Source organism: Paenibacillus litoralis (assembly GCF_046244365.1).
In the GTDB taxonomy this organism is placed as follows: Bacteria; Bacillota; Bacilli; order Paenibacillales; family NBRC-103111; genus Paenibacillus_V.
Genome location: NZ_CP176395.1, coordinates 5,211,470 through 5,232,274 on the forward strand (window position 1 = coordinate 5,211,470; position 20,805 = coordinate 5,232,274).

General features: G+C 52.9%; 16 protein-coding genes. All 16 read right to left on the reverse strand.

The features are described from left to right. Positions 1 to 95: 95 nt before the first annotated feature. Positions 96 to 545, reverse strand: coding sequence for a dUTP diphosphatase (dut, locus tag ACKGJP_RS21905; RefSeq protein ID WP_409340925.1), 450 nt, complete (start codon positions 543 to 545; stop codon positions 96 to 98). After that, complete coding sequence (locus ACKGJP_RS21910) at positions 505 to 1,788, reverse strand: M16 family metallopeptidase (RefSeq protein WP_409340926.1); 1,284 nt, start codon at positions 1,786 to 1,788, stop codon at positions 505 to 507. Before ACKGJP_RS21910 ends, dut begins: the two co-directional genes overlap by 41 nt. Positions 1,789 to 1,962: 174 nt before the next feature. Further along, positions 1,963 to 2,991, reverse strand: coding sequence for a polysaccharide deacetylase family protein (locus ACKGJP_RS21915; RefSeq protein ID WP_409340927.1), 1,029 nt, complete (start codon positions 2,989 to 2,991; stop codon positions 1,963 to 1,965). 299 nt (positions 2,992 to 3,290) lie between these two features. Further along, positions 3,291 to 5,405, reverse strand: a complete 2,115-nt coding sequence (pnp, locus tag ACKGJP_RS21920) for a polyribonucleotide nucleotidyltransferase (protein WP_409340928.1) — start codon at positions 5,403 to 5,405, stop codon at positions 3,291 to 3,293. A gap of 334 nt (positions 5,406 to 5,739) precedes the next feature. Further along, positions 5,740 to 6,009, reverse strand: coding sequence for a 30S ribosomal protein S15 (gene rpsO, locus ACKGJP_RS21925; RefSeq protein WP_113028866.1), 270 nt, complete (start codon positions 6,007 to 6,009; stop codon positions 5,740 to 5,742). A gap of 196 nt (positions 6,010 to 6,205) precedes the next feature. Continuing rightward, positions 6,206 to 7,153 carry a bifunctional riboflavin kinase/FAD synthetase gene (locus ACKGJP_RS21930; RefSeq protein ID WP_409340929.1) on the reverse strand — a complete coding sequence of 316 codons (948 nt, stop codon included), beginning with the start codon at positions 7,151 to 7,153 and terminating at the stop codon, positions 6,206 to 6,208. Between the two features lie 90 nt (positions 7,154 to 7,243). Further along, the gene (gene truB / locus ACKGJP_RS21935; RefSeq protein ID WP_409340930.1) at positions 7,244 to 8,173 is read right to left on the reverse strand and encodes a tRNA pseudouridine(55) synthase TruB; all 930 of its coding nucleotides are present in this window, start codon (positions 8,171 to 8,173) and stop codon (positions 7,244 to 7,246) included. Then, entirely contained in the window at positions 8,170 to 9,162 is a 993-nt protein-coding gene (locus ACKGJP_RS21940; RefSeq protein ID WP_409340931.1) for a DHH family phosphoesterase, read from the reverse strand. The genes truB and ACKGJP_RS21940 overlap by 4 nt, the downstream gene beginning before the upstream one ends. After that, positions 9,159 to 9,515 carry a 30S ribosome-binding factor RbfA gene (gene rbfA / locus ACKGJP_RS21945; RefSeq protein WP_409340932.1) on the reverse strand — a complete coding sequence of 119 codons (357 nt, stop codon included), beginning with the start codon at positions 9,513 to 9,515 and terminating at the stop codon, positions 9,159 to 9,161. The genes ACKGJP_RS21940 and rbfA overlap by 4 nt, the downstream gene beginning before the upstream one ends. A 6-nt stretch (positions 9,516 to 9,521) precedes the next feature. After that, complete coding sequence (gene infB / locus ACKGJP_RS21950) at positions 9,522 to 12,638, reverse strand: translation initiation factor IF-2 (RefSeq protein ID WP_409340933.1); 3,117 nt, start codon at positions 12,636 to 12,638, stop codon at positions 9,522 to 9,524. Between the two features lie 135 nt (positions 12,639 to 12,773). After that, the gene (locus ACKGJP_RS21955; RefSeq protein ID WP_409347229.1) at positions 12,774 to 13,088 is read right to left on the reverse strand and encodes a YlxQ family RNA-binding protein; all 315 of its coding nucleotides are present in this window, start codon (positions 13,086 to 13,088) and stop codon (positions 12,774 to 12,776) included. Further along, the gene (rnpM, locus tag ACKGJP_RS21960; RefSeq protein WP_409340934.1) at positions 13,075 to 13,389 is read right to left on the reverse strand and encodes an RNase P modulator RnpM; all 315 of its coding nucleotides are present in this window, start codon (positions 13,387 to 13,389) and stop codon (positions 13,075 to 13,077) included. The genes ACKGJP_RS21955 and rnpM overlap by 14 nt, the downstream gene beginning before the upstream one ends. Before the next feature lie 116 nt (positions 13,390 to 13,505). After that, positions 13,506 to 14,603 (reverse strand): transcription termination factor NusA, encoded by a 1,098-nt coding sequence (nusA, locus tag ACKGJP_RS21965; RefSeq protein ID WP_409340935.1) that lies wholly within the window; start codon positions 14,601 to 14,603, stop codon positions 13,506 to 13,508. 117 nt (positions 14,604 to 14,720) lie between these two features. Further along, complete coding sequence (rimP, locus tag ACKGJP_RS21970; protein ID WP_409340936.1) at positions 14,721 to 15,179, reverse strand: ribosome maturation factor RimP; 459 nt, start codon at positions 15,177 to 15,179, stop codon at positions 14,721 to 14,723. Positions 15,180 to 15,405: 226 nt separating this feature from the next. Further along, positions 15,406 to 16,218, reverse strand: a complete 813-nt coding sequence (locus ACKGJP_RS21975) for a phosphotransferase family protein (RefSeq protein ID WP_409340937.1) — start codon at positions 16,216 to 16,218, stop codon at positions 15,406 to 15,408. 104 nt (positions 16,219 to 16,322) lie between these two features. Next, the gene (locus ACKGJP_RS21980; RefSeq protein WP_409340938.1) at positions 16,323 to 20,651 is read right to left on the reverse strand and encodes a PolC-type DNA polymerase III; all 4,329 of its coding nucleotides are present in this window, start codon (positions 20,649 to 20,651) and stop codon (positions 16,323 to 16,325) included. Positions 20,652 to 20,805 lie beyond the last annotated feature (154 nt).

Consider the following 20,805-nt stretch of genomic DNA (forward strand, 5'->3'; position numbering starts at 1 on the left):
GAGCTCCAAAAACTGGCGGACATATAGAAAAGCCTAGAGGTGCTAAAAAAATAAAAAAGGCCCCGATCTCGACGATCGAAGCCTTTCTTATTCTGTTAGGAGGTTCCGGTATGCCCGAAGCCTCCGGCACCGCGTGCGGTATCCGAAAGCTCTTGCACTTCCGTAAGCTCGATTTGCGGAACAAGCTGAAACACCATCTGGGCGATCCGTTCGTTCCGAGTGATCGTGAACGCTTCCTGCCCATGATTGATCAGCAGCACCTTGACTTCCCCGCGGTAATCCGCATCGATCGTCCCGGGCGAATTAAGCGCCGTGATGCCGTGCTTGAAAGCAAGACCGCTGCGCGGCCGTATTTGCGCCTCCAGCTCCGCCGGCATGCTCATGGCAAACCCGGTCGGAATCAGACTGCGCTCTCCCGGATTCAGCACAAACGGTTCGTTTACGGCTGCATATAAGTCAAAGCCGCTCGCGAGTTCCGACATTTTGCGCGGAAGCGATATATCTTCATTGCCCGGAAGGCGTTTGATCTGTACCGTGTGAAGCAAGTTGATCCCTCCTGAATTGTTGAATCGCGACGTCGTTCTGACCCACCATGGCAAGCGCAAAAGGCTGGGCGAACAACTGTTTGGTGAGCGAGCGGATATGGTCCATTTCAACCGCTTCGATGCGCGCGATCGTCTCGTCAAGCGTGTAATGCTTGCCGAGCATCAGCTCGTTTTTGCCTAACCGGTTCATCCGGCTGCTCGTGCTCTCCAGACTCAAAATCAGGCTGCCCTTCAACTGCTCCTTACCTTTGCGGAGTTCCGAATCCGTCATGCCGTGCACGATCATCTCTTCGATGACTTCCATCGAGACTTTAAGCACTTCCTCCGTTTGCTTAGGAGCCGTACCGGTGTAGAGCGTAAAAAGTCCGCTATCCAAATGTGCGGAATGATAGGAATACACGGAGTACGCAAGCCCCCGCTTTTCGCGAATTTCCTGGAACAGACGCGAGCTCATGCCGCCGCCGATCGTATTGTTGAGCAAAATCATCGCATATAAATGATCGTCTTTGAGCGAACAGCCTGGAAGCGACAAGCAAATATGGTTTTGTTCGGTTTTCTTGGCATGAAACTTCGAATCGCCGATAAAGGACGGCTCCTTGTATGCAAAGGGCGCACCGGTAGCCGCAAACTGCCCGAAGTGCTTTTCGAGCAGATCGTAGATGCTGTCATCGATGTTGCCGGCAACCGCTATAACCGTATTTTCGATCGTATAGTGCTCAGCCATATAGGCTTTTAGCCGTTCGGAGTTCATTGCCTGCAGGTTGGCTTCCGTACCGAGTATCGTCATGCCGAGCGGGTGATTCCCGTAAGCCGCTTTCGCCAGCAAATCGTGCACCAAATCATCCGGCGTATCCTCATACATCGCAATCTCTTCGAGAATGACGTTGCGTTCCTTGTCTAGTTCCTGCGTATCCATTTGCGAGTTGAAAAACATATCGGCAAGCACGTCGACGGCAATCGGCAGATGTTCATCCAGCACCTTGGCGTAGTAGCAAGTGTACTCTTTGGTCGTAAACGCATTGACATTGCCGCCGATTCCGTCGAAAACTTCGGCAATGTCCTTCGCGCTATAGCGCTCCGTTCCTTTGAACAGCATATGCTCGATAAAATGAGTAATCCCGTTCTGCTCGACCGCTTCATTGCGGGAGCCGGCCTTTACCCAAATGCCGAACGATACGGAACGGCAAGTCGGAATTTGTTCTAAGACGACGCGTAACCCATTGGATAATTCATGCTTAATCAAGGAAGTCCCCCCCAAGTGAACCCCACAAACGTTTCCGCAAGCTAAAGCGAGCTTCATTGATTTGTATATAAGGTAAAGTACGCTGCGTGTCGTAACGCGGCTGCGGAAGATGCAATCGATCCTATTCGTTTGTATGCGGGGCGACACAAATGATTGTTTGCCATATAGCCTATGTTACGGAAGTCTAGTCGGTTGCACGTCCGGAACGCGTGAAGAGGAAAGCAGCTCGCTGACCGTTCCGAGCACGTATCCTTTACGTTTGACTTCTTTGATGATCGATTCCAGCGCTTGACTGGACGCTTGCGTCGGATGCATGAGGATCATCGAGCCCGGCTCCAGTCTGGCGGCAACCTTGCTAATAATCGTCCCGGGCGGCGGATTTTTCCAATCCACCGTATCCAAGGTCCAAAGCACCGTTCTCAGCTTCAGCTCATGAGCAATCTGCACGGTTTGCGCATTAAAGTCGCCGGAAGGCGGAGCAAAAAGCTTGTTTTTGACGCCCAATTCCTTCTCCAGCAGCGCTTCCGTTTTCGTAATTTCCTCGGTTGCCGCTTGCCGGCCGAGGCGGCTCATATTTTTGTGCGAATACGCATGGTTGGACAACTCATGACCATGCGAGCCGATTTCCTTAGCAAGTGGAATATTTTTCTTAAGCCACGATCCATCAAAGAAAAATGTAGCATGAACGTTCTCTTTATTCAATATATCAATCATGGAAGGAATAAATTCATTCCCCCATGCGACATTGATCATGAGCGACACCATCGGTTTTTTGGGGTTGCCTTTATAAACCGGCTGCGCGCCCAAATCGTCGAGGGATACTTTCGGTTCCAGCTCTTTGTAAACGAAAGGGATATCTTTGATCGGCGTTAGCGGCTTCGTCAGCTGGAGCGTTCTTTCCAAATCAACCTCCCGGCCGTTATATCCGGGTACCGCCTTCCAGACGGAGTCTACTTTGGCATCAATCGGCTCGATTCGCCTTCTCGCAGCCTCCTGCCTGACTGATTCCAGCCAGAGCCTTTGCTCTTCGCCATTGTCGGATAAGGAAGTCGCAGCAGCCGCAAAAACGGGCATAGCCGCGCCAAAATCCGTTATCGGCTTCTTTACATTGCGGATATAATCGTCGATACCCGCAGCCTTACCAAGCACAGAGATACAGATGGCCGCTCCCACTGCGCCGAGCGCTAGAACGATTCGATTCATGTTAATGTCAACTCTCCATTCCACGCTGAGGATACGATCGGCCAAAGCAGGCGGCCGCAAGCACATACGTCCCGGACCGTTCCGCTGGAGACGGAAACCAATTGGCCGTCTCCATTAAGATGCTTCTTTGTCCCATTCATATGCGCTTGTCTATCTGCATAGACCAGATCCCGTCGAGATCGCCTTCCAGATTCCGCTTATTATCGCCGAAGATGACAAGAAAACGGACAAGGTGCCGACCTCAAAACAAAAAAGAGACAGACTGCTCTGACTCTTTATGTGGAAGGATGAAATTGTTCTTACTGCTGCTTCTGTGGCTGTTGTTGAGGCTGCTGAGGCAACGTCGCCTTACGGGACAAGTTAACACGGCCTTGGTTGTCGATTTCCGTGACTTTAACCGTAATTTGATCGCCGATGCTAAGCACGTCCTCCACTTTCGCTACGCGCTCATTCGAAATTTGGGAAATGTGGACAAGCCCCTCTTTTCCTGGAAGCACTTCGACGAATGCGCCGAACTTCTCGATGCGTTTAACGGTGCCGAGATACGTTTCGCCGATAACGACTTCCCGAACGATCCCTTCGATAATTTGTTTCGCGCGCTCGTTCGCTTCTGCGTTCGAGGATGCGATATACACTTTACCGTCCTGCTCGATATCGATCTTAACGCCGGTTTCCTCAATGATCTTGTTGATGATCTTCCCGCCTGCGCCGATAACTTCGCGGATTTTATCCGGGTGGATTTGCATGACCGTAATTTTCGGAGCGTATGGAGACAGCGATTTTTTCGGTTCCGCAATGTGCGCCATCATTTTATCCAAAATGAACATACGCCCTTCGCGTGCCTGTGTCAGCGCCTCGGACAAAATGTTCCGGTCGATGCCGTTGATTTTGATATCCATTTGAATGGCTGTTACGCCTTTGGCGCTTCCCGCCACCTTGAAGTCCATATCGCCGAGATGATCTTCCATCCCTTGAATGTCCGTCAAAATGGAAACGTGATCGCCATCTTTAATCAAGCCCATCGCAACGCCGGCAACCGGAGCCTTGATCGGTACGCCAGCATCCATCATTGCCATCGTGCTTGCGCAAATACTAGCCTGGGACGTGGAACCGTTCGATTCAAGCACCTCGGAAACGAGACGAATCGTATACGGGAATTCTGTTTCCGACGGCAGTACCATTTGCAGAGCACGCTCGCCTAATGCGCCATGGCCGATCTCGCGGCGTCCTGGCGCGCGGAGCGGTCTTGCTTCGCCTACGCTGAACGGCGGGAAATTGTAATGGTGCATGAAACGCTTCGTTTCTTCGAGATCCAGGCCGTCAAGCATTTGAACGTCGCCGAGCGCGCCAAGCGTACAAATGCTGAGCGCTTGCGTTTGTCCGCGCGTAAACAATCCCGAACCGTGAGTTCTTGCCAATAGGCCGGTATCGCATTCGATCGGGCGAATTTCCGAAAGCGTTCTGCCGTCCGGGCGCACTTTGTCATGCGTGATCAAGCGGCGAACTTCTTCCTTCACGATATCGTAAAGCACTTCTTTCACGTCGTCTATCTTATCCGGCGCATCCGCATACTGCTCTGTGAAGTGCGCCACGGTTTCGGCATTGACGGCGTCGATTGCGTCTTGCCGGGCATGCTTCTCGGGGATGCGAACCGCTTCAACGAGCCGCGAAGCCGCAAAGCTGCGAACTTCTTCGTTCACCGTCTCGTCTACGCTATGTAGGATCACTTCCATCTTCGGCTTGCCGTTCTCGGCTACGAATTGATCGATAGCGCCGACGATTTTCTTGATTTCTTCATGGCCGAACATGATCGCTTCGAGCATGACTTCTTCCGGAAGCTCCTGCGCTTCCGCTTCGACCATCATGATCGCATCCTTCGTCCCTGCCACGACGAGGTATAAATCGCCCTTTTCGGTTTGCTCGACAGTAGGATTGATCACGAATTGACCGTCAACTCTTCCGACGATGACGCCGCCGATCGGACCGTTGAACGGGACGTCCGAAAGCGCTAGTGCCGCCGATGTGCCGATCATCGCAACAATCTCGGGAGCGCAATCCTGCTCGACGCTCATGACGATATTGACGATTTGAACGTCGTTACGGAACCCCTCGGGAAACAACGGGCGAATCGGACGGTCGGTCAGACGGCTTGACAAAATCGCTTTTTGCGTCGGACGTCCTTCGCGCTTCACATAGCCGCCGGGAATTTTGCCTACGGCATACAGTCTTTCCTCATAGTTAACCGTAAGCGGAAAAAAGTCGAGATCTTTCGGACCGGGCGAAGCGGTTACCGTACATAGCACGGCCGTATCGCCATATCTGGCCATAACGGCTGCGTTGGCTTGCTTGGCAAGTCTACCTGTCTCTAGAGTGAGCGTACGTCCTGCCAAATCGATTTGAATTTTTTTCTCCAATGTTTTCCCTCCTCTACGTGTGCCTCATAAGTCTGCTGCCGGCAGGGTGCCTGTCCGCCATTTTGGGGAACGCAAGCAGCTTCTCTTCCGGTAAATGAGTCGAGTTGCAAACCTTATTTTACTTCTGCACACTGTACATTATTTCCTTCTTTTTGAACAAATAAAAGAGTGTAAATAAACCCCGCAAATCGACGTTCAGCCTTTCCGGCATATTCCGATACTTTGTGGGGCATTTAACGAACGATATCCTTCTTTAAGAAGCAAGAAAAAGCAACCCGCCGACCGCACAGGCTAGCCCATACGGCAGAACGAAGGTTGCTTCTCCGAACGTTTACTATCTGCGCAGACCGAGCTTTTCGATAAGTGCGCTGTAACGTTTAACGTCCTTGTTTTTCAAGTACGCGAGCAATTTGCGGCGCTGACCGACCATTTTAAGCAGACCGCGACGGGAATGATGATCCTTCTTGTGCGTCCGCAAGTGGTTAGTAAGGTTCACAATGTTTTCCGTAAGAATAGCGATTTGTACTTCCGGGGAGCCTGTATCGGTTTCATGAACCTTATGCTCCGAGATCAATTGCTGCTTACGACCTTCTGCAAGTGCCATCCTATTCACCTCCTCAAATCAATGAAATCGCCGTCAGCCCAGAAATCGTCGGTGATACGAGCATCCAAGCTGCGGTTCTCGTCAGCAGGTACAACTTACGTTGTCCGCGACCGTTAATCAGTATAGCATACATGAATGACTAAAGTAAAACGGTATTCTTAAAATAGATGATGACAGCCGTTCCCGGGGTTTGCCCTTATTCGTGACGGGAAGCCAGTCGTTCTCTAGCCGTCTGCGCATCGCGCTGAATTTGGTGCACGAGTTCGTCGACCGAGCCGAACTTCACTTCCTCGCGCAAATAATCGAGAACTTGCACGGTCAGCTCGCGGCCATAAATGGTTTCGTCAAAATCGAAGAGATGGACCTCGATCGTCGGCTTCAACTCGCCCGTAACGAACGTCGGTTTCAGTCCGATATTCATGACGCCCCCCAGCTTTCTGGAGCCAAGCTGCGCCCGAACGGCATATACGCCGCGTTTGGGCAGGACGTAAGCGTCTTTGGCATCGATATTCGCTGTCGGAAAGCCGATTGTCCTTCCTCGCTTGTCCCCCTCGACGACCGTCCCCTTAATCGTATAGAGCCTGCCCATCAGCTGTTCGGCACGAAGCGTATCGCCATCCTGCAAAAATTCGCGAACCAGCGTACTGCTCACCTTGTCGCCATCCATATGAAAAGGCCGGACAACTTCTACGGCAAAACGGCCTTTGCCGAGCAAGCCGAGCGAATCCGCGGTGCCTTCGCCTTGATGACCGAAACGAAAATCGAAGCCGACGACTACCGTTTGGACGGCTAGCCGGCACAAAACCTGATCGACGAACGCTTCCGGAGACAGCTTCGAAAAAGCCGAGTCAAAACGGACGATATACACGGAAGCGACTCCAAGCTTCTCCATGAGAGCCAGCTTATCGTCAAGCGGCGTTAGCGATTGCTCATACTTGCTGTGACCCAATATGACGCGCGGATGGGGATCGAACGTCATGATCGATGCGGGTATGTTCAACTTTTGCGCTGTGCCGATCGCTCGCCGGATGACCTCCTGGTGTCCGAGGTGAATGCCGTCGAAATCGCCAAGGGCCAGAACCTGCGCTTCCGGTACCGCGCTTGCCGGAAGTTCGAATGGGTATGATAACGTATAAACGTTCATGCAATTCTCACCTGTCCTATGTCCGAAAGGCAAGAGAACGAGCTGCCCGATCAGGGCGAGCTTGAGCCGATCTTCCCGTTCGTTAACGTCTTACTCTGAAGATTTACCTGCCTCGGAAAACACTTTCTCCGGGCGAATGATCCCCGTTTCGGGTTCATAGCGAAAAATGCCCAGAAACGTTTCGTCCGGCGCAAAGAGCCGAAATAAATGGTCGGCGGGTGCCGCAGCGGGAGGGCCCGACAATCGAACCTTTTTGCCCTGCAGCGCATCGGCCGCTTCTTTCATGGAAACGTATAAAGCAGGCACATGCGGGATGGCGGCAGCCGTGTCGATCAGCTTCAGCTGAAGCATGCCTTCTTTGGCCAAGCGTTCAACCTCTTCCAAAGTCAGACACTGCTCCCTCGTCATCGAACCCGTTGCCGTACGAATCAGATTCGACATGACGGCCGGATAGCCCAGCGCCGTTCCGATATCGGTGCACAAGGTACGAATGTACGTCCCCTTCGAGCAATCGACGCGGAACTTGATTTCCGGATAGCGCTTCTGCAAATCGACCGACAACAGGTCGATTCCGTATATTTCCACACGGCGAGCTTTGCGCTCCACTTCCTTGCCTTGCCGGGCAAGCTCATAAAGACGCTTACCGTCAACCTTGACCGCCGAATACATAGGAGGCACTTGACTGATGACGCCGACGAACGATCGAATGGCACGCTCGACCTGCTCGGCGGTAACCTGAACGTGCTCCGCTTCCGCAATGACTTGACCGGTCGCATCTTCCGTATCCGTAGAATAGCCGACGGTTAGCGTAGCCTCGTACTGCTTCGGCAGATCCTGTATGTACTCGACGACGCGCGTCGCTCTGCCTATGCAGAGCGGCAGCACGCCCGTCACCTTCGGATCGAGCGTTCCTGTATGCCCGATCCTCTTCACGCCGACGATTCTGCGAACTTTTGCAACCACGTCATGCGATGTAAAATCCACCGGCTTCCAAACCGGCAATACGCCTTCCAAACTCATCCCAGCACCTGACCCACTTCCTTGACCACACGTGCGATCACCTGTTCGATCGTTCCTTCGACCGTACAGCCCGAAGCCCGAACATGGCCGCCTCCGCCAAATGATTGCGCGATTGCCGATACGTCGACCCGGCTTGCCGACCGTAAACTTACCTTCACGGTATGCTCGTTCGCTTGCCGGAAAAGAATGCCGACTTCTACGCCCTCGATATTGCGCGGGTAGTTGACAAGCCCCTCGGAATCCTCCTTGGTGGCTCCCGCCTCCGACATGTCGTCAAGAGACACGGAAACCCATGCGATTTGCCGGTCGTTCGCGAACGAAAGGGTACTTAACGCCTTCCTCAGCAACAGAACTTGAGCAAACGTAAGATTTTCCAGGAAGCGCTCGGCTAATTCATAACCCTTGACGCCATGCTGGATCATCTCCGCCGCAATTCGCATGACGTTCGGTGACGTATTGGAATAGCGGAATCCGCCCGTATCCGTCAGCATGCCGGTATAAATGCATCTGCACAGAGGCTCGTCCCACTGCATGCCGAGACTAACCGCTACATCATACAAAATTTCGGCCGTTGCTGCGGCATCCGGTCTGATCAACTGCACGGAACCGAAGCCGTCATTCGTCGGATGATGGTCAATATTAAGCAATTCGAATCCCTCTTCGAAGAGATTGCTTACATCGCCGATCCTGGGGAAATCCGCACAGTCCACGCTGATGATCGTCCGGAACGTCCGTTCCGGCTTAGCATCCGAGTAATCCACGATACGACCGTACCCCCACAAGCAGTCAAACTTTTGAGGAACCGGCGATTCGTTGATCATCACGAACGTTTTGTTCAGCCTCTCCAGCATCCAGCCGACGGCGAGCGTCGAGCTGGCGGCATCGCCATCCGGATTCAGATGGGACACCACCAGGAAATCGTCATGCTCGCGAATGAAAGCGGCCGCCTTCGACAATTGGCTTTCGTAGGAGGTCGGCGCAGTCGTCATGCTTCTGGCTTCTCCTCGTTCAGCTTTCCTAACAACGATTCGATACGGCTTCCGTATTCGATCGACGTGTCGAACTTGAAAATCAATTCCGGTACGACGCGCAGACGAATCCGCTTGCCAAGCTCTTTGCGGATAAAGCCCGTTCCGCTAGCCAGCGCTTTAAGCGTGCTCTCTTTCTGCTCATCGGTACCGAAAACGCTCAAATATACTTTCGCCTGCGACAAATCATTCGTCGCTTCCACGCCCGTGATCGTTAAAAACCCGACGCGGGGATCTTTAAACTCCGTTTGAAGAATGGTCGTGAGTTCTTTCTTGATCTGCTCGCCGACTCTTCCGGTACGAACTTTTGCCATCTAGTATCACCTCTCGACGGTTTCCATGACGAACGCTTCAATAATATCCCCTTCTTTAAGGTCATTGAAACGCTCGAGTGTAATCCCGCATTCGTACCCTTGCGCAACTTCTTTCGCATCGTCCTTGAACCGTTTGAGGGAATCAAGCTTGCCTTCATAAACCACGATGCCGCCGCGGATAAGCCGGGCTTCGGCGTTGCGTTGAATTTTACCGTCAATGACCATACAACCGGCAATGACGCCAACTTTGGTCACTTTGAACGTGTTGCGGATTTCGGCATGGCCGATAATGTTTTCTTTATAAACCGGATCAAGCATGCCTTTCATAGCCGCTTCGATCTCTTCGATTACGCTGTAAATCACGCGGTGCAGACGAATGTCGACTTTTTCCTGCTCGGCAATCTCCGTCACGCGCGGTTCCGGGCGAACGTTGAAGCCGATGATAATCGCATTGGAAGCCGATGCCAAAATGATATCCGATTCGGTAATCGCGCCGGCCCCCATGTGGATGATTTTAACGCGCGCGCCTTCGACTTCGATTTTGGCGAGCGAGCCTTTCAGCGCCTCGACGGAGCCTTGTACGTCAGCTTTGATAATGACGTTCAAGTCTTTGATTTCGCCTTCTTTGATGTTTTTGTACAGGTCTTCCAGCGTTACGCGGGAGTTCGCACCCATTTCGGATTGACGGAGCGTAATCGAACGCATTTCTGCGACTTCTCTCGCTTTGCGCTCGTCTTCATACACCATGAACGGATCGCCGGCTTGCGGCACTTCCGTCAGACCGGTAATTTCGACCGGAGTCGAAGGCGGAGCTTCCTTAAGCTTCTTGCCTTTATCATTCACCATCGCACGCACGCGTCCGAAGTTGACGCCGGCTACGAAGCTGTCTCCGACGCGAAGCGTTCCGTGTTGGATGAGTACGCGGGCGACAGGGCCTTTGCCTTTGTCGAGCTCGGCTTCGATAACGGTACCGCGCGCACGTTTGTTCGGATTTGCTTTCAGCTCTTGCACTTCCGATACGAGCAAAATCATCTCAAGCAGCTGTTCCAGGTTGGTGCGCTGTTTGGCCGACAGGTTGACGAAAATCGTATCGCCGCCCCACTCTTCCGGCACGAGCTCATACTCGGTAAGCTCTTGCTTGATGCGATCCGGATTCGCGCCTTCTTTATCGATTTTGTTAACGGCAATAATAATCGGCACGTTAGCCGCTTTGGCATGGTTGATCGCCTCGACCGTTTGCGGCATGACGCCGTCATCGGCAGCAACGACGATAATCGTAATATCGGTTACTTGGGCTCCGCGAGCACGCATGGACGTAAACGCTTCGTGACCCGGCGTATCGAGGAACGTAATTTTCTTGCCGTTGATTTCAACTTGGTAAGCACCGATATGCTGTGTAATGCCGCCCGCTTCGCCTGCTGTTACGTTCGTCGAACGAATGGCATCAAGCAGCGTCGTTTTACCGTGATCGACGTGGCCCATGATCGTGACGACCGGCGGACGCTCGATGAGATCGGCTTCTTCGTCTTTCTCTTCGATCAACTCGAAGTTTTCCTCGTCGACCGGCAGCTTGACTTCGACTTCCTCGACGCCGAACTCCGTTGCGATGAGTTGGATCGTATCGATGTCGACCTCTTGGTTGATTGTCGCCATGACGCCCATAAGCAGAAGCTTTTTGATCACTTCCGAGACGTCTTTATGAAGAAGCTTCGCCACTTCGCCGACCGTCATCGTTTTATCGCGGACGATTACTTTTTTCGGTGTGTTGTCGACTTTCTCTTTTCTTACTTGCGTCTGTTGCTGACGGCCTTTGGCACCGTAACGGTTTTTGCCCTGTCCGCCTTTGGATTTATTGTCATCGAAGCGAGTTTGCGTAGGCTTCGTTTTTCTTTGCGTTTTGCCGATGGTCACATCGTCATGATCGCCAACTTGCGCGCTCGGCACGAAGGTCGGACGCGTAGAACGGTTCGGGCCCCGGTTTTCGGGACGGCTGCTGTCGAAACGGTTATTTTGCTGACGCTGCGGCTGCGAGGATTGCGCTGCGCTGCCGCCCATTGCAGGACGAGCGCCGCCGGCGCCTCCAGCCGGACGGTTTTGATCGGGACGGCGTTGGAAGCCGCCTTGGCCTCCGCCTTGACTTTGACCGCCGCCGAAATCGCGGCGAGGTCCGCCTTGACCGCCTTGGCCTCCCTGTCCGCCGCTATAGCGTTGTCCTTGGCCTTGACCGCCCTGTCCGCCTTGACCGCCGCTGTAGCGTTGGCCTCCGCCTTGGCCGCCTTGACCACCCTGACCGCTGCCGTAGCGTTGGCCTTGACCGCCGCCTTGGCCGCCTTGACCGCCGCTGTAGCGTTGGCCTCCACCTTGACCGCCTTGACCGCTGCCGTAGCGTTGGCCTTGACCGCCGCCTTGGCCACCTTGACCGCCGCTGTAGCGCTGGCCTTGGCCGCCTTGGCCTCCCTGTCCGCCGCTATAGCGCTGGCCCTGGCCTTGACCACCCTGTCCGCCGCTGTATTCACGGCGCTGGCCTTGGCCGCCGCCGTAACCGCTGCGTTGATCGCGATTGCCTTGCGGCCGATCCTGACCGCTGCCTTGCGGACGTTGTCCTTGCGGCTGCGAGGACTGGCTTTGGCTTTGGCTTTGCTGAGGCGCCTGAGCTTGCGATTGTGCCGGCTCGCTTTGCGCTTGCTGCTGAGACTGACCTGCCGCATGCACCTGTGCCGATTGCTGAGGCTGGCGCTGCTCTTGCTGGCTGGCTTGCGGCCGCTCTTGCCCGGAACCTTGAGCGTTTGCAGGACGCTGGCTTTGCGCTTGTCCTTGCGGACGCTGCTGCGGTTGCCCTTGCCCTTGCTGTTGCGGCTTGGCTTGCGAAGGAGCCGACTGACCGGCCGGCGCGCCGCCCCGGTCGCTTGCCGCCCGTTTGGCAGCGGCGTTCGCTTTTACATCGCGGAAAAACTTCTCGACCGATTCGACAGCCGAATTTTCCATGACGCTCATATGGTTGTTGACTTCAATGCCGGTACGCTTCAAAATCGTAATAATCTCTTTGCTGCTCATGTTCAGCGACTTGGCATATTCATATACGCGAAGCTTATCTTTATTATCCTTGTTGTCTTGTTTACTCAAATTGTTCCACCTCCGAAGATTTTCCACACACTTACATACTTTCCACCGCTCTCATACGCGGCATCGTCCACTTCAAAGAAACACAACGTCTCCAACCTGCAGCGTCCGCTCGCATAACCGACTCCGCCCCCCGCTTCACTCGGTATTATCGTGAATCCGGCTACCGATCAGCTTGGCAAAGCCAGCATCGGTAACCGCCATGACGACGCGCTCGGGTTTGCCTAAGCTCGCCCCCAGCTCGTTCCGGCTGCCATATACGATTAGCGGCACTTCATAAAACGAACATTTATCCGAGATCTTCTTGCGTGTGTTATCCGATGCGTCCTCAGCCACGACGACCAGCTTCGCCTCTCCCGATCTTACCGCGTCAAGCACGCTTTCGTCGCCGGTCACGACTTTCCCGGCGCGCATGGCCAGCCCAAGATTCGAGAACACCTTATTCTTCATCATCATTCTCCGATTCTTTGGCCGCTAAAAATTCGTCTTCCACCTTAACGAAATCGTTAGCGAGCTGATCGTAAATGTCATTACTGACGGTTTGCTTCAAGGCCCGATCCAGCGCCTTGCTTTTTTTGGCGAGCTTAAAACAGGATACCTTGCCGCACAAATAAGCGCCGCGACCCGATTTTTTGCCGCTCAAATCGATCAAAATTTGCTCATCCGGCGTCCGGACGACTCTGATCAATTCTTTTTTAGGCATCATTTCCTGACAAGCTACACATTTGCGAAGCGGTACTTTTTTCGTTCTCATCGCTCTATCACCAATCCTGTTAAGGCCGCAAGCAAAGCTTGTCGGTCAACGGCATTTTTCAAAACGTGTACGAACGGGCGCTTCTCCCGCACTTACAAGACTTTGATTCGATACGTTCAGTCGATGCTGACCGAATCCTGGCGCATCTCTTCAGATGTATCTTTTGGCCTTCCGAATTCTTGCTCGGCCTGCGTTTCGCTCTTGATGTCGATCTTCCAGCCGGTCAACTTCGCCGCGAGACGGGCATTTTGGCCTTTAATGCCGATTGCAAGCGAAAGCTGATAATCGGGAACGATGACGCGGCACATTTTCTCCGATTCGAACACGTTCACTTCGAGCACTTTGGACGGACTCAGCGCATTCGCCACATATTCCTCGACGCTTTCGGACCATCGGACGATATCGATTTTCTCGCCCTTCAGCTCCGATACGATCGTTTGCACGCGCAATCCCTTCTGCCCTACGCACGAGCCGACCGGATCTACTTCGGCGTTGCGGGAATGAACCGCGATTTTGGAACGGAACCCCGCCTCGCGGGCTACGGAACGAATTTCGACCACACCGTCGAAAATTTCCGGAACCTCGAGCTCGAACAACCTTTTCAACAAGCCGGGATGTGTCCGCGACAAAATGATTTGCGGCCCTTTCGGGGTATTATCAACCTTAGTAATGTATGCCTTGATGCGGTCTGCGTGCTTGAATTTCTCGGTAGGCATCAGTTCCGCCAGAGGAAGTACCGCCTCTACTTTGCCGAGATCGACATAGACGTTACGCGTATCTTGACGCTGTACGATACCTGTTACGATGTCTTCTTCTTTCTCGATAAAGGCATTGTAGATCAGTCCCCGCTCCGCCTCGCGAATGCGCTGCGTAACGACCTGCTTGGCGGTTTGAGCCGCAATACGTCCGAAGTCCCGCGGCGTCACCTCGATCTCGACGATATCGTCGAGCTGATAATTCAAGTTGATTTCGCGCGCTGCGTCGATCGAAATTTCCAAACGCGGATCAAGCACCTCGTCGACGACATTTTTACGCGCATACACCTTGATAACACCGGTATGACGGTTTACATCGACCCGTACGTTTTGCGCCGTGTTGAAATTTCTTTTGTAGCTGGAAATGAGTGCCGCCTCGATCGCTTCAATCAAAATATCCTTGCTAATCCCTTTGGTTGATTCAATCTCATGCAACGCATCTATAAAATCAGTGTTCATTTGCCTGAAGCTCCCCCTTTCAATTAGTAAACATCGATTCTTAAGGAAATGATGCGAACGGTTCCGTTTGTCGATGCAAACGAAACCGCCCTGTACTGCCTGCAGCTGTCATGGTGCTTAGAATACGATTGCCAGTCTGGCGCTTGCTACCTTCTCGGCCGGCAGTTCCACTTGCTTCTTGCCGATTTGGATCGAAAGCTTCTCTTCGTCGTATGCAAGCAGCTTGCCCTCGAATTCCTTCAGACCGCCAACCGGCTCGTATGTAGTGACGAACACATGTTTGTCGACCGCCTTCCGGTAATCCTCCGGCTTACGAAGCGGACGTTCCGCTCCCGGCGAAGACACTTCGAGAAAGTAAGCATTCGGAATCGGATCCTCTTCGTCCAGCTTGCCGCTAAGAAACTCGCTGACCCGCCCGCAATCGTCGATATCGATCCCGCCTTCTTTATCCACATATACGCGAAGAAACCAATTGCTTCCTTCCTTCACATATTCAATGTCGACAAGCTCGAAGCCGCTCTCTTCCAGAAACGGTACAAGCATCGGCTCCACTAAAGCTTTTACCTGCGAACTCATGATATTGCCCCCTTTCTGTCTTACTTCCGACCGTCCATAACCGCAAACAGCCCAATACAAAATGTAAAGAGTGGGTTTCCCCACTCTCGGATACGCACACCTATCAAGATGATTACCAAAAATATTATAGCATAGTCATTTAAACAAATACAATAGGCCATGAAAACAAAATGAAAGCGCAAAACCGCTTAACGAATAGCCTTTATGCCTGGTGTGCAAGGCGTAGTTAAAGCTCCTCGCTCAGTATTGACCTGATCCGAGCGACCAGCAGCCGCTTCTCCAGATCCGGTACCCCTTCGACCAATCTGGCTGCGGCCACAGGAAGTTCCCACTCTTCGATCCGCCCTTGAGAAACGCCAGTCAGCAGAATATAGGAATCCAGATACGCTTCATTAAGCTTCTTTCTTAGCTCTTCAAAACGAAGCCTCCCGGGCTCGGGTATTTCGGGAGGCAAGACGGCGTGCATAAGCATCATCCGGGTTCGCATAACATCGGCCAGCGGATTGCCGGAAACGCCGCTGCTCCAATCAATGACAACTGCCCCATTATCACTCAGCAAAATATTGCCCGGATGAAAATCGCCATGACAGACGAAGGAGCCATCCGGCAATTGATTGAGCTTAGCGGCTATTTCCGTCTTCTCTTCTTCCGTCAACAGAGGCGCATGGCGGATCGCCCGTTCGAGTGCGGGCCTTTGAACCGGCAATCCGGATACCTGGTCCTGCCTATGCATTGCCGCATGCAAGCCGGCCATAAGACGTCCGTGTTCCTCCGCTTGTTCGGGATCGCAAAACAATCGTTCCATCATGCTGGGAGCGCCGACTCGCTCATAAACAACCCCAAACCTTCCATCCACTTCAACCATACCGTACACCTTAGGTACCGGCAGTCCGCCTGCAGCCACCGCACGGCTAACAGACCACTCATGCTCCGCGTAGGCTTTGGGCATAAAGCTCCGAAACAGTTTAGTAACCGTGCCTTCGTCCCGAGCATAAACTTCCGCCGTATTGCCTTCGCCGATTTTGTTTCCGAGCGGCATGTGCGAAACCTCCTGCAGGTGACCAAATTCAAGAATTCAATTGTGTTTCGTCTCCTCAAGCTAACCTTTGCACCACTACTCCATTCCAGAGCACCGGAACGCTTTTAGAATAACGACAACTGGTTCGACTCCGGCAATCCCCTAAAGCAGCCCATCCCGTTCAAAATTTCCACGATCGTTTTCGATGCTTTCGACCTCTGCTGGAAGTCCTCAATCGACAGGAAGTCGCCGTCGTCCTTGGCGGCGGCAATCTGCTTGGCGGCATTGTCGCCGATCCCTTGAATCGCCGAGAACGGCGGGAGGAGCGAATCGCCTTCCAGCAAAAACTTGCTCGCATGCGATTTGTACAGGTTGATCGGTTTGAAAGTAAATCCCCGGGCCGTCATTTCCAGCGCCATTTCCAAAATCGAAATCATACCCTTTTCCTTTGTGGTGGCCTGGAAGCCCTTCTCCTCGATCTCGATCAGTTTACGCAAGATCGCATCGTACCCTTGGCAGAACAGCTCCACATCGAAATCGGACGCGCGGACGGTAAAGTAAGTAGCGTAGTACTGGAGCGGGTAATACACCTTGAAGAAGGCGGTACGGACGGCAGAAATGACATAAGCCGAAGCATGCGCGCGCGGAAACATGTATTCGATCCGCTCGCAGGACTCGATGTACCAGGCAGGCACATTATGCTTCTTCATATCGTCCTTCCACTCCGGCGTGAGCCCCTTCCCTTTCCGTACGCTCTCGGTAATTTTGAACGCAAGTCCGGCATCCATGCCCGCCTTATAAATCAGGAAAAGCATGATGTCATCCCGGCAGCCGATAACGGTTTTGATCGTACACGTGCCTTTGCGGATTAGCTCCTGCGCATTGCCTAGCCAAACGCCTGTACCATGGGACAATCCTGAAATTTGCAGAAGGTCGGCGAACGTTTGCGGCTTCGTTTCCTCGAGCATTTGGCGTACGAATTTCGTTCCCATCTCGGGCACACCGTAGGTTGCAACAGGTGTCCGGATTTGCTCCGGCGATACGCCAAGCGCATCGGTCGAGCTGAAAATGCTCATCGTCTTCGCATCGTTCATCGGAATCGTGGTCGGATCGAGATCCGTCAAGTCCTGCAGCATACGCATCATCGTCGGATCGTCGTGTCCGAGTATATCGAGCTTGAGCAGGTTCTCGTCGAAGGCATGGTAATCGAAATGGGTCGTTTTCCACTCCGAGCTCTGGTCGTCCGCAGGGAATTGCACCGGCGTGATGTCTTCCACATCGATATAATCCGGCACGACAACGATACCGCCGGGATGCTGTCCCGTACTGCGCTTAACGCCGGTACAGCCTAGAGCCAGCCGGTTCACTTCGGCCATCCGCCAGCTCTTGCCCTTCTCTTCCTCGAACTTTTTAACGAAGCCGAACGCCGTTTTCTCAGCAACGGTACCGATCGTACCTGCGCGAAACACGCTTTTCTCCCCGAAAAGCACCTTCGTATAGTTATGCGCCTCCGGCTGGTATTCTCCGGAAAAGTTCAAGTCGATATCGGGAACCTTATCGCCTTTGAAACCAAGGAAGGTTTCAAACGGAATGTCCTGGCCTTCGCCCTTCAGCTTCTCGCCGCAGTTCGGGCACACCTTATTGACAAGATCGAAACCGGAGCCAATGCTGCCGTCCGTGAAAAACTCGCTGTATTGACACGATAAGCACAAATAATGCGGCGGAAGCGGATTAACCTCGGAAATGCCCAGCATCGTCGCAACGAAAGAAGAGCCGACCGATCCCCGCGAGCCGACAAGATAACCGTCCGCGTTCGATTTTTTAACCAGCTTTTCCGAAATGAGATAGTTGGCGGAGAACCCGAATTGGATAATCGGTTTCAGCTCTTTCTCCAACCGCGCGACGATCAGCTCAGGCAGTGGCTCGCCGTACATGCTGACCGCGGTTTTGTAGCAGGTGTCGCGAATCTCTTCATCCGCTCCTTCGAAGATCGGCGAGAACAGGCCATTGTCCGTCGGCCCGCCCTTCTTAGGGAACAGCTGAATCTCTTCGAACTGGTCGGCAAGATCATTCGTGTTTTTGACAACCACTTCGAACGCCTTCGTCTCGCCCAGAAACTTAAACTCGCGCAGCATTTCGTCCGTCGTACGGAAATGGACGTCAGGCTTGCGTTGATCCTTGAGCGGACTGAAGCCCGTAATTCCATGAATCGTAATGTCCCGGTGCAATTTCTCGTGCGGGTGCAAATAATGCACATTGCCCGTAGCGATGACCATTTTATTCTGTTTGTAGGCGATATCGCATACGCGGTTCAGCGCTTGCTTGATTTCCTCTTCGCTGCCCACAAGCCCCTTCTCCACCAAATGCATATACAGATCGACCGGCTGGATTTCGAGTACGTCGTAGAAATCGGCTACCTGCTCGGCTTCCTCCATCGACTTATTCAGCACCGCTTCAAAAAACTCGCCCTTCTCGCAGCCCGAAATGACCAGCAAGCCTTCGCGCATCTCGGCAAGCTTGCTTTTGGGGATACAGGCAACCCGGTGATAATGTTGGGTATGAGACATCGATATGAGTTTGTATAAGTTCTTTTTACCCTCTTGCGTACGAGCATAAATACAGCAATGGAACGGCCGCGTGTTGCTCAAGTCTTTCCCGACATAGTCGTTCAGTCTGTGAAGCTCCGTAATCCCCCGATCGGAAGCTTCTTTGATCAGATGGAAAAGCACCTGTCCGAGCGCGATGGAATCGTCGATGGCGCGGTGATGGTTTTCCAGGCTTACTTTGAATTTATCCGACAGCGTATTGAGCCGGTGGTTTTTCATAGACGGGAACAGCAGCCTGGCAAGCTCCAGCGTATCGAGAGCGGGATTCGGGCATTCCGGCAGCCCCAATCGTTTCAGGTTCGCTTGAATAAATCCCATATCGAACTTGGCGTTATGCGCGACAAGCACCGAATCCCCGATAAACTCGATGAACTTCGGCAGCATTACATCCAGTTCGGGAGCGCCTCTAACCATTTCGTCCGTAATATTCGTCAATTGGCTGATATGGTAAGGAATTTTCTCGTGCGGGTCGATAAATGTGGCAAACCGGTCGATTTCCTTGCCGTCCTGCATCTTCACGCCGGCAAGCTCGATAATTTTGTTGTTGATGACGGACAATCCGGTCGTCTCGACGTCAAAAACGACGTAAGTCGCATCCGCCAATGCCATCTCGCGTTCCTGGAGTACGATCGGCACCGCATCGTTCACTACGTTAGCCTCAACGCCGTACAACATTTTAATGCCGTGCTTCTTCGCGGCCTTGCCGGCCTCCGGAAATGATTGAACGCCGCTGTGATCGGTAATGGCGATCGCCTTATGTCCCCACTTCGCCGCGGTTTTAATATATTGGTCGATCGGCGTCACGGCGTCCATCGTGCTCATGGTCGAATGGAGATGGAACTCAACCCGCTTAACCTCCGCAGTATCGGTTCTTTCCTTCGGCGGCATGACTTCCACGACGTCGGACGGTATCATCATGAGCTCTGGCGGCTGCATGAACCGGTCATATTCGACTTTACCGCGCAGCTTCAGCCACTTGCCGTTGCTGATCAGACTGTATACTTTCACGTCATCCTTCGTTCGCGCGAAGGCCTTGATCATGATCGAATCCGTATAATCCGTTATACTGAATTGAAAAAGCGTCGAACCGTTCCGCAGTTCTTTCATTTCAAAGCCGAACACCATACCCTGGATCGTCGTCTTCTTCTCTTCTTCTCTGATGGTCTGGATCGGCACAGGCGGTTCTTTAATCTCGTAACCGATCATCAGCTTCAATTCCGCGTCAGAGACCAGCTCGGATTCCGCTTCCTTCTCGATCGATGTGACGATCTCTTGTGTAACGGTCCGTTCTTCCTCAACGATTTTTTGGGCGAACTTCTCGTATTCTTCGGTACTCGATTCGTTAACCGTCAGCTTCACGTCGAACTCTCGTCCAAAATGCTCCACGTAGAAACGCCGGATCCACTGATCCAGCTGCTTCTTGCGCGCCAACTCCAGCCCAACGGCATCGAGCAGCTTAAGGGTTAATAGGGAACCCTCCGCATCCACCTTCGCTTTGGACAACCAGCCGTTAAAGGAACCGGCATTTTGCTGCATCCACTCGATCAGCATTCCCCAATATTGTTCCGCGATTTCCGGGCTTCCAATCGGCTCGCTATAGTGCATCACAAAGCGAATCTCAGCGATATGCGCCAGCTTGTCGCGAATCAATCCCGTAAACGAGCGGTATATATCGTGGGGAACGAGCGTTTCGTTCTGTAAATGAAACAGCCATTCGCGATTGGAACGGCTGACCTCGACTTGTTCGATCGTACAGGCGGCGAAATAGGAATGTATGATTTCAGCCGGTACACTTGCTTGACTGACCAGCATTTCAAAACGGCTGCGCTTGTCATTTCCGTTGCCCATCTAATTCCTCCTAAAACAAAAGCTATCCTACTATTGTATAAGAGACGTTCGGTTATCTCAATCTTTTTGCTCTCCCAATGCTTTGATATTTTTGCAAAATAAATAACCGCAGCGAATCTTATCAAGCCATAAGCGGCAAAAAAGAGCTGAGGAG